This is a genomic window from Nonomuraea sp. NPDC050547, from assembly GCF_044457345.1.
In the GTDB taxonomy this organism is placed as follows: domain Bacteria; phylum Actinomycetota; class Actinomycetes; order Streptosporangiales; family Streptosporangiaceae; genus Nonomuraea.
The window spans coordinates 37433-52351 of record NZ_JBITGW010000018.1 but is presented as its reverse complement, the minus strand read 5'-3'; the positions used below and the strand labels follow the sequence as shown (position 1 = coordinate 52351).

Genomic DNA, 14919 nt, shown 5'->3' with positions numbered 1-14919 from the left:
AGGGAGGCCGTGTGATCGAGCGGATCATCGACAGCGGCGCCGCGCGTGACATCCCGCGCGGCGCCCGTCACGGGCAGATCAGGCCGCACGCGGCGGTCGCGGAGCCGAAGGAGGCTCCGTGACCATGCGGGGCAGGCGAGGGTACTCGGCCGACGACCGGCTGAGGAGGCTCCGTGGCTGACAGCGGCGAGACCCCCACGCCGGAGAGAGACGAGCCGATCCGCGTGATGATCGTGGACGATCACGAGCTGATCAGGCGCAGTCTCGCGCTGGCACTGGCCGCTGAGGCCGACATCGAGGTGGTCGGAGAGGCGAGCGACGGTCAGGAGGCGGTCGAGATGGCCGACCGCCTCATGCCCGACGTGGCGCTCATGGACGTGCGGATGCCGCGCCAGGACGGCATCGAGGCCACGAAGGGCATCAAGGCCTCGGTCCCCAGCACGCGCATCATCATGCTGACCGTGAGCGACGAGGAAGAAGACCTCTTCGAGGCCATCAAGGCGGGAGCCACCGGCTACCTGCTGAAAGACGTCCAGATCAACGACGTCCCCGACGCCGTGCGCGGGGTGCACGAAGGCCAGTCCCTCATCAACCCCGCCATGGCCGCCAAGCTCATCACCGAGTTCGCCAACATGAGCCGCAAGGAGGCCGAACGGCCACCCCAGCTCCCCGTCCCGCGCCTGACCGAGCGCGAGATGGAAGTGCTGCGCCTGGTGGCCAAGGGCATGAACAACCGGGAGATCGCCAAACAGCTCTTCATCTCGGAGAACACGGTGAAGAACCACGTCCGCAACATCCTGGACAAGCTGCAACTGCACTCGCGGATGGAGGCCGTGGTCTACGCGGTGCGCGAGCGCATGCTGGAAATCACCTGACGATCCCACCCGCTTAGCCGCCTACCAGGGGGATCGCTCCCAACCCGGGACGCGATCCCCGCCCACCTTCCCCTTTTGCCGGTCCTGTGCCCGCCCTTCCGGCCTGCTGAGCCGCCGGGTGCGCCGCCACAACGCGCCGCCCTCCGTGAAGCCCGCTCAGCGGGGCCGGGCTCGGTTTCCCTCTGCGGACCGTGTGGTCGGCGCCCAGGGCTGTCGCCGGCATGCCGAACCGCCAGCCGTGGGTGTCCCGCACCCCGGGGCACCCTCCGTGAAGCCCGGTCGCGTTCCCCGTCTGCGGACCGCGCGTGCCCGTGCCTGGCCCCGGGCTTGGCGGCAATCTCGTTGGCCGCCTGCGAGCTCGGGTGCCTGGTGGCGGGCTGTCGCTTCCGGGGTGGAGCCTGTGTCACCGGCAGTTCCGGCAGGGCATGCCGGCGGCTGGGGTGGTCAGGCGGGGGTGGTTTGGAGGTGGGTGGCCAGGGAGGGGTCGGCGCGCTCTACCCGGACTGTGTCGCAGCCGACCCACGAAGCCGCCTCCCACAGCGCCTCGCGGACCGAGTCGCCCCACTTGGACACCGACAGGCCGGGTTCGAGGCTGATCTGGCGGGCCACGAACGTGGTGCCCTCGCGGCCCGGGTCCACGCGGCCGATGAGTCTGCCTCCGGCCAGGATCGGCATGGTGAAGTAGCCGTGGACGCGCTTGTGCTTGGGGACGTAGAGCTCAAGCGTGTAGTCGAAGCCGAACACGCGTGAGGTGCGCCCCCGGTGCCAGATGAGCGAGTCGAACGGGGAGATCGGCGTGGCGCGGTGGCGGCCGCGCGGGGCGGACTCCAGGGCCACCGGGTCGGCCCAGGCCTTGGCGGACTTGCCCTTCTGGCCCCAGCCCGACACCTCCACCGGCACCAGGCCGGCGGCACCGCCGGCAAGGGATTCCTCCAGGATCGAGCGGTGGTGGTTGCGCACGCGCAGGAAGTCGACGAGGTCCGTGGTGGTGGCCACACCCAGGGAACGGCCGGCCACGCCCGCCAGCCGTACGATGCACTCCTCGTCGGTGAGGTCCTGGCCGAGCAGGTCGGCGGGGACGGAGCGCTCGGCCAGGTCGTAGACGCGGCGCCAGCCCACGCGGCGGGTGCAGACGAGCTCGCCGATGTCGAGCAGCCACTCCAGGCCGATCTTGGAATCGGACCAGTCCCACCAGGCGCCGCCGTTCTTGGCGCCGCCGACGTCGGAGGTGGTGATGGGGCCGCTCTGCCGTACCTGATCGAGGAGCTTCTCCACGCCGTCGGGGACCTGGTGCCAGCGGAAGCGGCGCTCGCGGTACGCCCGGCGGCGGAAGGAGTAGAGGGGCCAGTGCTCGATGGGCAGGATGCAGGCGGCGTGGCACCAGTACTCGAAGCTCTGGGCCGGGGCGTGCCAGTAGGCGCGCTCGACCTTCTGCCTGCCGACCGCGCCCAGGCGGGCGTAGGCCACGAGTTCGTGGGAGCGGGCCAGCACCGAGACGGTGTCGAGCTGCACGGCGCCGAGTCTGCGGAGCACGGCGTGGGGGCCGCCCTTGCGGCCGTCGGAGCCCAGCAGGCCTTGGGCGCGCAGGATGATCCGGCGGGCGTCGTCGGCGGTCAGGAGCATGCCGGGAATGCTAACGGGGGCCACCGACAAAACGGCGGGGCGCCGGCAGGACAGCGGGCGCCGACCAACGACGGGCACCGGCAGAACGGCGGGTACCGGCAAACGGCGGGTACCGGCAAAACGGCGGGCACCGGCATGATCGCCGAGCGCCCGCCGTCGTGGAGGTCCTAGCGGTGGTGCTCCGCTCGCATGCCGACCCGGGGCGCGTCGATGACGACGTCGGACATGATGTCGAACACGAGAGCGAGGATGGCGCCCACGACGACGAGGCCGATGCCGATCCAGATCATCAGCCAGCTCTCGACGGGCATGCCGACTCCGGCGACGATGAAGCCCGCGAGGGCGACCGTCACCGCGAGCCACGACGACGCGCGGCCGGCGTGATTGCCTAGGTTTTGTCCGCCTGACATGGCCTTGTCCTTCCTATGTTCTCCCGCCAGCCAGTCATTGGTGCGAGATCGGTCTACTTCGGCATACGCTCTGCCGAAACACCATTCTCCCAGAAGGGGGATGCGGGTGGCCCGTCGCATTGGCTGTGTCTGGTAGCGAGACCGCCTACGATGGCAACGGGGAAGTTTGTCTCGGCCTCTCCTCCTGGCGGCGCCGCCGGGGTAGACCTGCGAGGAGCTTTACATAAAGTGGCAGCCATTCTCGACAAGATCCTACGTGCCGGCGAAGGCAAGACCCTCCGCAAGCTGAAGCGCATCGCCGATCAGGTCAACTCCATCGAGGACGACTTCAGGAGTATGTCCGACGCGGAGCTGCGCGCGCTCACGGACGAGTATCGACAGCGCTACGCCGACGGCGAGTCCCTTGAAGATCTGCTTCCCGAAGCGTTCGCGACCGTGCGCGAGGCCGCGAGGCGCGTGCTCGGCCAGCGTCACTTCGACGTGCAGATCATGGGTGGAGCCGCGCTCCACATGGGCAACATCGCGGAGATGAAGACCGGTGAGGGCAAGACCCTCACCTGTACGCTCCCGGCGTACCTCAACGCGATCAGCGGCAAGGGCGTTCACGTCATCACCGTGAACGACTACCTGGTGCGTGTCGGCGCCGAGAACATGGGCCGCATCTACCGCTTCCTCGGCCTCGACGTCGGCATGATCCTCTCGGGCCAGCAGCCCGACGAGCGGCGCAAGCAGTACGAGGCGGACATCACCTACGGCACCAACAACGAGTTCGGCTTCGACTACCTGCGCGACAACATGGCGTGGTCGCTGGACGAGTGCGTGCAGCGCGGCCACAACTTCGCCATCGTCGACGAGGTCGACTCCATCCTCATCGACGAGGCCCGTACGCCGCTGATCATCTCCGGCCCCGGCGAGCAGTCCGGCAAGTGGTACGCCGAGTTCGCCAAGATCGTTCCCAGGCTCCGCCGCGGCGTCGAGGCCAAGAACCAGGGCGAGGAGAGCACCGGCGACTACATCGTCGACGAGAAGAAGCGCACCGTCGGCATCCTCGAGGACGGCGTCGCCAAGGTCGAGGACTGGCTCGGCATCGACAACCTGTACAAGCCCGAGCACACCCACCTGGTCGGCTTCCTGAACAACGCCCTGAAGGCCAAGGAGCTGTTCAAGAAGGACAAGGACTACATCGTCGCCGACGGCGAGGTGCTCATCGTCGACGAGTTCACCGGCCGCATCCTGCACGGCCGGCGCTACAACGAGGGCATGCACCAGGCCATCGAGGCCAAGGAGAGCGTGAAGGTCAAGGACGAGAACCAGACGCTCGCCACCGTCACCCTCCAGAACTACTTCCGCCTCTACGAGAAGCTGTCCGGCATGACCGGCACCGCGGTCACCGAGGCCAACGAGTTCCACCAGACCTACAAGCTCGGCGTGGTCCCGATCCCGACCAACCGCCCGATGATCCGCAAGGACCAGGCGGACGTGGTCTACAAGACCGAGGACGCCAAGTTCTCCGCCGTGGTCGAGGACATCGTCGAGCGCAACAACGCCGGCCAGCCGGTCCTCATCGGCACCACCTCGGTGGAGAAGTCCGAGCGGCTGTCGAAGGCGCTCAAGCGCCGCGGCGTCCAGCACGAGGTGCTCAACGCGAAGAACCACGCGCGTGAGGCCACGATCATCGCCGAGGCGGGCCGCAAGGGCGCCGTCACCGTCGCCACCAACATGGCCGGCCGAGGCACCGACATCATGCTCGGCGGCAACTCCGAGTTCCGCGCCGACCTGGAGCTCCGGGCCAAGGGCCTCGACCCGGTCGAGACCGCGGAGGAGTACGAGAAGGCCTGGCCCGAGGTCCTGGAGAAGACCAAGACCGCGGTGCGCGCGGAGCACGACGAGGTCACCGAGCTCGGCGGCCTGTACGTGCTCGGCACCGAGCGCCACGAGTCGCGCCGCATCGACAACCAGCTGCGCGGTCGCGCCGGCCGTCAGGGCGACCCCGGCGAGTCCCGCTTCTACCTCTCGCTCGGCGACGACCTGATGCGCCTGTTCAACTCGGCCAGGGTCGAGATGATCATGACCAGGCTCAACATCCCCGACGACCAGCCGATCGAGTCGGGCATCGTCTCCAAGGCCATCGCCTCCGCCCAGCACCAGGTCGAGCAGCAGAACTTCGAGATCCGCAAGGAAGTTCTGAAGTACGACGAGGTCATGAACCGCCAGCGCAAGGTCATCTACGCCGAGCGCCACCGCGTCCTCGAAGGCGCCGACCTGCACGAGCAGGTGCGCGGCTTCATCGAGGAGGTCGTCGAAGGCTACGTGGCCGGCGCCACCGCGGAGGGCTTCGCGGAGGAGTGGGACCTCGACAAGCTGTGGAAGGCCTTCGGCGAGCTCTACCCGGTCTCGCTCAAGCTGGAGGACTTCATCGAGGAGGCCGGCGGCCGCGAGGAGGTCACCGCCGAGCTGATCAGCACGAAGGTCAAGGAGGACGCGCTCAACGCCTACGTCCGGCGCGAGGAGGAACTCGGCGCCGAGGCGACCCGCGAGTTCGAGCGCCGCGTCATCCTGTCGGTCCTCGACCGCAAGTGGCGCGAGCACCTCTACGAGATGGACTACCTGCGCGAGGGCATCGGCATGCGGGCCTACGCGCAGAAGGACCCGCAGATCGAGTACCAGCGCGAGGGCTTCGAGATGTTCTCCGGGATGCTGGAGGGCATCAAGGAGGACTCGGTCGGCTTCCTCTTCAACATCGAGGTCGAGGTTCAGGAGAACCCGATCGTCGAGGAGGAGGACGAGATGATGGCGGAGACCCGCTCGATCATCGCGCGCGGCCTGCGCGGCCCCGAGCGTCCCGCCGAGCTGGAGTACTCCGCGCCCGGTGAGCAGGGCGAGGTCGAGCACACCAGGGTCCGCACGACCGCCGCCGAGCGCGCCGCCTACGGCAACGTCGAGCGCAACGCGCCGTGCCCGTGCGGCTCGGGCAAGAAGTTCAAGCGCTGCCACGGCGACCCCAAGAACGCCGCCTAGCGCACCGCGAAAGGCCCCCGCTCCCCACTTCGGGCGCGGGGGCCTTTCCGTTCCTTCCCGCTCTTTCCCGCCGGTACGGCGAAGCGTCAGGCGGTCTCGAAGTCGGTGCACACCCACTGCACTCCCCGGCGCTCCAGGCGCACGGCCAGCACGCGGCTGCGGTCGCCGCCGTGTACCAGCAGGCACATCTCGATCGCCCCGTCGCGTGGCTCGTTGACGTGCGGCACCCCGACGAACGGCGGCCGCTCGGTGTCGATCATGCGCCCGGCCTGGAGCAGTTCGTGGTAGGCCCGCTCGGTGAACCGGTCGGCGAGGTTCTCGGCCGGTCGCCGCCCGGCCAGCACCTCGGCCAGCGCCTGCCCGAACAGCCGCAGCCGGCGCTCGTCCGGCAAGGCTCCGGCCGGGCCCCAGATGAACGGCTTGAGTGCCAGCGCGCCGTCGACGCGGGGCCGGTCGCCGTCGTAGGGCGGCTCGGGCAGCGGGAGGATTCCGATTTCTGGGGACACGGCGCTCCTTCAGGGGGGTTGGATCGGCGTCGTAAGAAGGAGTTTTCGGCCACGCCATCAGATACCCCGGCCGCCGACTTTCTCGCCGGGACCGCCGATATGCGGAGAATGGCGAAGAAGATCAGCTCAGGTTGGAGCCCCAGGATGGGCGGGCATGATCGCGTTAAGGACCGGCCGCACGGGCTTGCGACCGGCGCGAAATCCTTTCGGACGCAGTGAAACCGGCGGTCAGGGTGTGGCGGAATCCGCCGGACCGGCACCACTGGGCGTGTCTTCTGGCTCGCGTCCGGGTGTGGGGATGTTCAGGCGCCGGATCAGGAACGAGAACAACACGTAATAGAGCGCGAAATACGCCAGTCCGATCAGGATGATCAGTCCGAGACCCCACGTGTTGGACTTGCTGGCGTTCAGGAGCATGTCGAACAGTCCGGCGGAGAAGTTGAAGCCGAGGCGCGTCTCCAGCGCCGCCATGAGCGCCATCGCCGCACCGGTGAGCAGGGCGTGGGCGACGAACAGCAGCGGCGCCACGAAGATGAACGCGAACTCGACCGGCTCGGTGATCCCCGTCACGAACGCGGTCAGCGCGCCGCCGACCATGATGCTGCCCACCGCGGCCCGCCTGTGCTTGGGCGCCGCGCGCCAGATGGCCAGCGCCGCGCCGGGGACGCCGAACATCAGCACCGGGAAGAAGCCGGTCATGAAGATGCCCGCGCCCTGCTGGCCGATGGCGTAGCACTTGAGGTCGCCGGCCGCGTGGACGCCGTTGACCGTGCACTCCGGGATGACGGTCCAGACGATCGAGTTGACGAAGTGGTGCAGGCCGAGGGGGATCAGGAAGCGGTTGGCCACGCCGTACACGCCGGCTCCGAGGGCGGAGTTCGTGGCCAGCCAGTCGCCGAAGCTGGTGAGGGCCTGGCCGATGGGCGGCCAGATGAGGCCGATGAGGACGCCGAGCAGCAGTGCGACCACCGCGGTGACGATGGGGACGAACCGCCGCCCGCCGAAGAAGGCCAGCCAGGTGGGGAGCTTGATGCGGTAGTAGCGCTGCCAGAGGGTGGCGGCCACGAGGCCGATGAGGATGCCGCCGAGCACGCCGGTGGGCTGCGCGGAGGCCGCCTGGTTGATGACCCTCGTCCCGTCCACCAGCGTCTGCGTCACTTTGTCGTGTACGGCCGGCGCACTCGACTCGAAGAACATCCGCCGCGTCACCTGGTCGAACACCAGATACCCCACCAAAGCGGCCAGAGCCGTAGATCCGTCCGCCTTCTTCGCGAACCCGATCGCCACTCCCAGCGCGAACAGCAGCGGCAGGTTGTCGAACAGCGCCCCGCCCGCGGCCGCGAAGATCGCCGCGACCCGGTCGAGGAAGGCGTTGTCGGTACGGCCCAGCAGATCGTCCTGACCGAACCGGAGCAGCAGCCCGGCGGCGGGCAGGACGGCGATGGGCAGCATGAGGGAACGGCCGATGCGCTGCAGGACGGCGAAGGCGGACGACCAGAAGGACGTGCCGGCTTCGGCGCTCGTGGTGCTCATGGTTCCCCCCGGGAAGATCAGCCGGGGGATGCAGGATTCCTACCACGCGCACGCACGGCAAAAACAACCACCACGCGCCTCGGCACGCGGGTCACCCGCAAGCCACACCCACGCTCCAGCCCCGCCACAGACACCACGACACGGACGGCCCACGCTGCCGCGCTTCGGCGCTCCGGCAGCCAGGGCCGCCATGCCCGCCCCCTCCGAGGTCGCGGGGTGCGCCATGCTCCGGGTGGGCAGCGGCCGCGTGGGTCACACCGAGTGGGGCCATGGCCGGGTGGGAGCGCTCCGAGGGGTTGCCCGCTGGTGGGGGCTCCTCCGGGTGGGGCGTGGCACCCCGCTGGGCGTGGGGGAGGTGGTGTCCGTCTGTGGGACCCGTGGGGAGGAGGGGGCGTCAGGGGTCTCGGCTTTGGGTGGGGGTGGCTCCGGTTTCGCCGGAGTCGAGGTCGAGCTCTGGTTCGCGGCCCGGTGTCATGAAGTTGAAGCGCCGGATCAGGAACGTGAACACGACGTAGTACACGATTCCGTACACCACACCCAGCACAAGGATGCCGACGATGTTCTGGGTGTTGGACTTGCCGATGTTGAGCAGCATGTCCAGCAGACCGGCCGAGAAGCCGAACCCCAGCTGGCCCCCGATCAGCGCGGTCAGCGCCATCGCGAGCCCGGTCAGCACCGCGTGCACGACCAGCAGGACGGGCGCCACGAAGATGAAGGCGAACTCGATCGGCTCGGTGACGCCGGTGACGAACGACGCCAGCGCGGCCGAGAGCATGATGCCGCCGACCGTGGCGCGCCGGTGTTTGGGGGCCGCGCGCCACATGGCCAGCGCCGCGGCGGGCAGCGCGAACATCATCACCGGGAAGAATCCGGCCATGAACTCCCCGGCGTTGGGGTCGCCGCCGAAGTAGCAGTTCCAGTCGCCGCTGAGGACCCGGCCGCCGACCTCGCATTGCGGCACGACGTACCAGACGATGGAGTTGACGAAGTGGTGCAGGCCGAGCGGGATGAGCAGCCGGTTGATCAGGCCGTAGATGCCCGCGCCGAGCGGGCCGAGGTTGGCCAGGCCCTCTCCGGCGTGTGAGATCCATTCGCCGAGCAACGGCCACGCCCAGCCGACGATGACGCCGAGCAGGAGGGCGACGATGGAGGTGATGATCGGTACGAACCGGCGCCCGCCGAAGAAGGCCAGCCAGGAGGGCAGTTTGATGCGGTAGAAGCGTTGCCAGAGCATGGCCGCGACCAGGCCCATCATGATGCCGCCGAGGACCTTGGTGGGGTTCTGCAGGCCGTAGTCGATGATCTCTTTGACGCCCTCGGGTGTGGATTCCCTGATGAGCACGGTGTCGCGGATGCCCGAGCCGAAGAACATGACCTTGGTGACGCGGTCGAAGACCAGGTAGCCGACGACGGCGGCGAGCGCGGTGGTGCCGTCGGCCTTGCGGGCGAAGCCGATGGCGACGCCGACGGCGAAGATCAGGGGAAGGTTCTCGAACAGGGCCGATCCGGCGGCGTCGATGACCGCGGCGACGCTGCTCATCCAGGCGAACCCCGCGACGTCGGCCAGGCCGCCGGGCTTGGGGCCGTTGGAGCCGAGCATGTCGGGCTGGCCGAAGCGCATTAAGAGCCCGGCCGCGGGCAGCGCGGCGATGGGCAGCATGAGGGAGCGGCCTAACCGCTGCAGCACGTTCATGACGCGGGAGAGCGGCGACGGAGCGGCCGCTGTGGTCTCGTTCACTGCGGGAGTCCTCAGCGTCGAGCGGGCATTTCCAGGATGGTGCGCAGCTGGTAGCGGTCGGCCCGGTAGGTGGACACGCCCAGCTCGGCGCAGACGCCGCCGGAGAAGGACCGGCGCTGGAGCAGGAGTACGGCTCCGCCGCGCGGCAGCTTCAGCAGGTCGGCGTCGCTGGGGTCGGCGATGCCGCCGTCTATGGTGAGCTCGCCGGCGTCCATGACGAGGCCGTAGCGGCTCTCCAGCAGCTCATACAGGGATCTGTCGGAAAGGTCGTGGTCGGCAAGGTTGGGGGCCAGTTTCACCGGGATGTGCGCGCGCTCGATGGACAGGGGCTCCCCATCCGCGGTACGCAGCCGCTCGATGAAGTGGACCTCTTCGCCGGGCTGGATGCCCAGTTCCTTGGCCAGGTGCGCGCTGGCGCGCACGACGCGGCGGTCCAGGTCGCGCGAACCGGGCTCCATGCCGCGGGCGCGCATGTCGTCGGTGAACGAGGTGAGCTGGAGCGCCAGCTCGATCTTCGGGCGGGCGACGAAGGTGCCTTTTCCCGGCACCCGGTGCAGCCGTCCCTCGGACACCAGGTGATCGACGGCCTGCCGTACCGTCATCCTGGACAGGCCGAAACGCTGGCAGAGCTCGCGCTCGGACGGGATCGCCGCGCCGATGCTGAGCTCGTTGCTGTCGATGAGGTCCAGCAGGATCTCGCGCAGCTGGAAGTACTTGGGCACCGGGCTGTCCGGATCGATGTGCGCCACGGATCCTCCCCTCGATCTGACCTGGTCGATGAGCTATGGTTCGTACTGGTCTAGTCCGGACTAGACCACATGCCGGAATTATCAGTCAAGCCGATGAGGACAAGATGACCACGAAGATGCGCAGCGAGATCGCCGAGCAGCCCGCGGCGCTGCGGGCCACCCTGGACTCCTTGCTCCCCAGAGTCGATGAGGTCAGGGCGCTGGGCGAGCAGACACGTCAGCTGCTCTTCATCGCGCGCGGCACCTCGGACAATGCCGCAGTCTACGGGCGCTACCTGGTGGAATCACATGCGGGTCGTCTCTCCGCGCTCGCCGCCCCGTCCATCGCGACCACCTACAAGCGCAAGCTCGACCTCGACGGCGTGCTGGCCGTGGCCATCTCGCAGTCGGGCCGCACCGAGGAGATCGTCGAGACCCTGGCCTGGGCCAAGGACTGCGGCGCGAAGACCGTGGGCGTCACGAACGGCGGTCCGGACAGCCCGCTCGCCCAGGTCGCCGACCTGGCGCTGGTCACGCTGGCCGGCGAGGAGAAGGCCGTGCCCGCCACCAAGACGTACACCACGCAGCTGGCCGCGCTGGCCGTTCTCGCGCTGGGGCTGGGCGCCGACGTGGACGCCGACGACCTGCAGAAGGTCCCGGACGCGGTGGAGAAGCTGATCACCGACCCGGGCGACCTGGACGCGGTGGTCGAGGGCCTGGCCGACAAGCCGGGCGTGGTCGTCTCCGGCCGCGGCCTGGCGTTCTCGACCGCGCTGGAGACCGCGCTCAAGCTCAAGGAGGCCTGCTACCTGCACGCCATGGGCCTGTCCTACGCCGACCTCCTGCACGGCCCCATCGCCGTGGTCGACGCCGACACCCCCGCGCTGCTGGTCGCCGCGGAGAACAGCCCCACGCTCTCCGGCACCGTCGCGCTCGCCGAGCGCGTCGTGGCGGCGGGCGCGTCCGCCTTCACCATCGGCGGGGGTACGGCTCTCGCCGGCGCGGGCACCGCCGCCCTGAACGGCCCGGACCTGCCCGAGTGGGTCGCCCCGATGGGCCTGATCGTGCCCGGTCAGTTGCTCACCGAGTCGCTGGCCCGCAGGCTCGGCATCGACCCCGACGCGCCGCGCGGACTCAACAAGGTGACCCAGACCGACTGATCACGGAGCGTCGTTTAGCCTGGTCGGAGAGTATTCAGGAGGAGGACCGGATGGCGACGGACGTAAACGCGATCATCGCGGGACTCGGCGGCGCCGAGAACATCATCGAGATCGAACCCTGCATCACACGCCTGCGCACCGAGGTGCACGACGCCTCCAAGGTGGATCAGGCCGCGCTCAAGGCGGCCGGAGCCCACGGGGTGATGGCGGCGGGGAACGTGGTCCAGGTGGTCGTGGGGCCGGAGGCCGACACGATCGCCAGCGACATCGAGGACATCATCGGCTAGAGGGCGAGACCATGACGACTGTTCTCGCCCCGGTCGAGGGGGCAGCAGTGGGGTTGGCGGCCGTGCCCGATCCGGTCTTCTCCGCGGGCATGGTGGGGCCGGGCACGGCCATCGACCCCTTGCGGGGACCGGGCAAGGCAGTTGCCCCGATACCCGGAAAAATCATGAAATTGCATCCGCATGCCTACGTCATCGTGGGGGACGACGGCAGAGGCGTGCTGGTGCACCTGGGGATCGACACCGTCCAGCTCAAGGGGGAGGGGTTCCAGCTGCTGGCGGCCGAGGGGGACCGGGTCAGTGCCGGTCAGCCGGTCGTCGCCTGGGACCCCGCGGCCATCGAGGCGGGCGGCCGCTCGCCGGTCTGCCCGGTGGTCGCACTGGACGCGGCGGCCGAGTCGGTGACCGGCGTCGCGGAGGGGGAGGTTCATGTGGGGGACGAGTTGTTCCGGTGGGAATAGACACAGCTCTTTTCGACCTTGACGGGACGCTGATCAATACCGAAGCCCGGAGCATGGCCATGTGGCAACTCCTGCTCGACAAGCACGACGTCAAGCAGGACGTGCGTGTCTTCATGGGCCGCAGGGGCCGCGACGTGATCCCCGAGGTGTTCCCCGGCCACGACGTCGAGGAGCTGATCCGCGAGGTCTACGGCTACAACGACCACCCGGAACTGCCCGAGATCGTGCCGGTGCCCGGCGCGGCCGAGCTGGTCCGCAAGGTCGCCGCGTACGGCTCGCCCATCGGCCTGGTCACCTCGGCCGGTCGCGCGTGGGCCGAGACGCGACTGGAGCAGGTGGGCGTACGGAAGCTGATCAGGGAGATCGTCGCGGCCGAGGACGTGGCCGTCGGCAAGCCGGACCCGGCGGGCTTCCTGCTCGGGGCCGAGCGGCTGGGCGCCGATCCGGCCGACTGCGTGGTGTTCGAGGACTCGCTGGCCGGCATCGCCGCGGCCAAGGCGGCCGGGATGCGCTGCGTCGGCGTCGCCACCTCGCACGCCGGCGACGAACTGGCCCAGGCCGACCTCGTGGTGGCCGATCTCACAGCGGTCGACTGGCCGCCGTTCACCTAAGGTTCAAACTGGTCTGGACCGCCATCATCAAGGAGGAAAGTCTCATGGCAGAGCGCAAGGCCGTCATCGCCGCCGAAGTGGGCCTGCACGCCCGTCCGGCGGCGACGTTCGTGCAGACGGCGACCAAGGCCCCGATCGACGTCACGGTCGGCAAGGCCGACGGTCCCCAGGTCAACGCCAAGAGCATCCTGTCGGTCATGGGGCTGGACGTCCGCCAGGGCGAGACCATCGTGATCACGGCCGACGGCGAGGGCGCCGAGGACGTCTTGGACGAGCTGGTCAAGATCGCTGAGACGCCGTGAAGGGCACGGGGGTCAGCCAGGGGATCGGTCATGGTCCCGCCTACGTCCTGACGGCCTCGGTGCCCGAACCCCCCGCGGGCCAGACCTTCACCGGCGAGGCCGTCCAGGAGAAGGAGCGCGCGCTGGCCGCGCTCAAGCAGGTCGCCGGGGCCCTGGAGGCCCGCGGCGACAAGGCCGGCGGCGAGGCCAGGGAGATCCTGCAGGCGCAGGCCCTGATGGCCGAGGACCCCGGCCTGATCGTGGGCGTCAAGTCGCTCATCGACGGCGGCCTGGCCGCGCCCAGAGCCGTGTACGAGTCGTTCGGCAGGTACCGCGACCTGCTGGCCAAGGCCGGCGGCTACCTCGGTGAGCGGGTCGCCGACCTCGACGACATCCGTGACCGGGTGATCGCCCAGCTGACCGGGCAGCCGCTGCCCGGGCTGCCGGTCGAGGCGGCGGAGCCGTACGTGCTGATCGCCCGTGACCTCGCGCCGGCCGACACCGCGCTGCTGTCCAGGGACGTGGTGGCCGCGTTCGTCACCGAGGAGGGCGGGCCGACCAGCCATACCGCGATCCTGGCCAAGGCGATGGGGGTGCCCGCCGTCGTGGCCTGCGCGGGCGCGACGACGATCAGGCCCGGCGCCCGGGTGCTGGTCGACGGGTCCACCGGCGAGGTACGGCTGGAGCCGTCCGACGACGACGTGGCCACCGCGGTCGGGGCGCAGGAGAGCAGGCGGGCCGCGATCGCCGCGGTCCGCGGCCCCGGGCGGACCAAGGACGGGCACCGGGTGCCGCTGCTGGCCAACATCGGTGGTCCGGGAGACCTTGACCCCGCGCTGGCCAACGGCGCCGAGGGCGTGGGCCTGTACCGGACGGAGTTCCTGTTCCTGGACCGCGCGCAGGCGCCCTCGATCGAGGAGCAGGAAGCCGCGTACCGGGCGGTCCTGGAGGCCTTTCCCGGCGGCAAGGTCGTGGTGCGCACGCTGGACGCCGGGGCGGACAAGCCGCTGGCCTTCCTGAAGCCGTCCGCTCCGGAGCCGAACCCGGCGCTGGGGGAGCGGGGCCTGCGGATGTTCCGCCTCCATCCGGAGGTGATGGCCGTGCAGCTGGCCGCTCTGGCCGCCGCGGCGGCAGGCACCGACGCCGAACTGCACGTCATGGCGCCGATGGTGGCCACGGCCGAGGAGGCCAGGTGGTTCGCGGGAGCGTGCCGGGCCGCCGGGCTGCCGAGCGCGGGCGTGATGATCGAGGTGCCGGCGGCGGCGCTGCGCGCGCACGGACTCGCCCAGGAGGCCGACTTCTTCTCGATCGGGACCAACGACCTGTCGCAGTACACCTTCGCCGCCGACCGGCAGGTGGGCGCGCTGGCCGGGCTGCAGGACCCGTGGCAGCCGGCGCTGCTCGACCTCGTCGCCGCCACGGCCACCGCCGCCTCGGACAACGGGCGGCAGTGCGGGGTGTGCGGGGAGTCGGCGGCCGATCCGGTGCTCGCCTGCGTGCTGGCCGGGCTCGGGGTGAGCACGTTGTCGATGAGCGCCACCGCGCTGCCGGCCGTACGGGCGGCGCTGGCGGTGAGCACGCTGGACGAGTGCGGGCGCGCGGCGCACGCGGCGCGGGGGCAGGCGACGGCGCGGCACGCGCGCGCGGCGGCCCGCTCCAACCTGCCCGGACTCGCGGAGCTCGGACTTTAG

14 protein-coding genes are annotated in these 14919 nt (G+C 69.8%); 8 read left to right on the top strand and 6 right to left on the bottom strand.

Annotated elements, in window-relative coordinates:
* Positions 1 to 227 precede the first annotated feature (227 nt).
* Positions 228 to 875: a response regulator gene (locus ACIBHY_RS38100; RefSeq protein ID WP_221339980.1), complete on the top strand. Its 648-nt coding sequence runs from the start codon at positions 228 to 230 to the stop codon at positions 873 to 875.
* Between the two features lie 444 nt (positions 876 to 1319).
* Here ACIBHY_RS38100 and ACIBHY_RS38095 read toward each other — a convergent pair whose 3' ends face one another.
* Together ACIBHY_RS38095 and ACIBHY_RS38090 are read right to left on the bottom strand one after the other, a co-directional pair.
* The gene (locus ACIBHY_RS38095) at positions 1320 to 2498 is read right to left on the bottom strand and encodes a winged helix-turn-helix domain-containing protein (RefSeq protein WP_397252090.1); all 1179 of its coding nucleotides are present in this window, start codon (positions 2496 to 2498) and stop codon (positions 1320 to 1322) included.
* 167 nt (positions 2499 to 2665) lie between these two features.
* Positions 2666 to 2908 (bottom strand): HGxxPAAW family protein, encoded by a 243-nt coding sequence (locus tag ACIBHY_RS38090; RefSeq protein WP_184957727.1) that lies wholly within the window; start codon positions 2906 to 2908, stop codon positions 2666 to 2668.
* A gap of 228 nt (positions 2909 to 3136) precedes the next feature.
* Here ACIBHY_RS38090 and secA point away from each other — a divergent pair, with 228 nt between their 5' ends.
* Positions 3137 to 5926 (top strand): preprotein translocase subunit SecA, encoded by a 2790-nt coding sequence (gene secA / locus ACIBHY_RS38085; protein WP_397252089.1) that lies wholly within the window; start codon positions 3137 to 3139, stop codon positions 5924 to 5926.
* 86 nt (positions 5927 to 6012) lie between these two features.
* On the opposite strand, the gene ACIBHY_RS38080 is transcribed toward secA, so the two are convergent.
* The 4 genes from ACIBHY_RS38080 to ACIBHY_RS38065 form a co-directional block, all read right to left on the bottom strand.
* Positions 6013 to 6432 (bottom strand): Rv3235 family protein, encoded by a 420-nt coding sequence (locus ACIBHY_RS38080; protein WP_397252088.1) that lies wholly within the window; start codon positions 6430 to 6432, stop codon positions 6013 to 6015.
* 228 nt (positions 6433 to 6660) lie between these two features.
* The gene (locus ACIBHY_RS38075; RefSeq protein ID WP_397252087.1) at positions 6661 to 7965 is read right to left on the bottom strand and encodes a PTS transporter subunit EIIC; all 1305 of its coding nucleotides are present in this window, start codon (positions 7963 to 7965) and stop codon (positions 6661 to 6663) included.
* A 394-nt stretch (positions 7966 to 8359) separates the two neighbouring features.
* Positions 8360 to 9703 carry a PTS transporter subunit EIIC gene (locus tag ACIBHY_RS38070; protein ID WP_397252086.1) on the bottom strand — a complete coding sequence of 448 codons (1344 nt, stop codon included), beginning with the start codon at positions 9701 to 9703 and terminating at the stop codon, positions 8360 to 8362.
* An 11-nt stretch (positions 9704 to 9714) separates the two neighbouring features.
* Positions 9715 to 10452, bottom strand: coding sequence for a GntR family transcriptional regulator (locus tag ACIBHY_RS38065; RefSeq protein WP_184957724.1), 738 nt, complete (start codon positions 10450 to 10452; stop codon positions 9715 to 9717).
* A 104-nt stretch (positions 10453 to 10556) separates the two neighbouring features.
* On the opposite strand from ACIBHY_RS38065, the gene ACIBHY_RS38060 reads away from it, so the two are divergent.
* The 6 genes from ACIBHY_RS38060 to ptsP are packed head-to-tail and all read left to right on the top strand — an operon-like array spanning position 10557 to position 14919.
* Entirely contained in the window at positions 10557 to 11591 is a 1035-nt protein-coding gene (locus ACIBHY_RS38060; protein ID WP_379609852.1) for an SIS domain-containing protein, read from the top strand.
* A gap of 50 nt (positions 11592 to 11641) precedes the next feature.
* Entirely contained in the window at positions 11642 to 11878 is a 237-nt protein-coding gene (locus tag ACIBHY_RS38055) for a glucose PTS transporter subunit EIIB (protein ID WP_184957722.1), read from the top strand.
* 11 nt (positions 11879 to 11889) lie between these two features.
* A complete protein-coding gene (locus ACIBHY_RS38050; RefSeq protein ID WP_184957721.1) occupies positions 11890 to 12336 on the top strand; it encodes a PTS glucose transporter subunit IIA in 447 nt (148 codons plus the stop codon).
* Positions 12327 to 12947 carry an HAD family hydrolase gene (locus tag ACIBHY_RS38045; RefSeq protein WP_397252085.1) on the top strand — a complete coding sequence of 207 codons (621 nt, stop codon included), beginning with the start codon at positions 12327 to 12329 and terminating at the stop codon, positions 12945 to 12947. The genes ACIBHY_RS38050 and ACIBHY_RS38045 overlap by 10 nt, the downstream gene beginning before the upstream one ends.
* 44 nt (positions 12948 to 12991) lie before the next feature.
* Positions 12992 to 13249 (top strand): HPr family phosphocarrier protein, encoded by a 258-nt coding sequence (locus tag ACIBHY_RS38040; protein WP_397093921.1) that lies wholly within the window; start codon positions 12992 to 12994, stop codon positions 13247 to 13249.
* A complete protein-coding gene (gene ptsP, locus ACIBHY_RS38035; protein WP_397309249.1) occupies positions 13246 to 14919 on the top strand; it encodes a phosphoenolpyruvate--protein phosphotransferase in 1674 nt (557 codons plus the stop codon). The genes ACIBHY_RS38040 and ptsP overlap by 4 nt, the downstream gene beginning before the upstream one ends.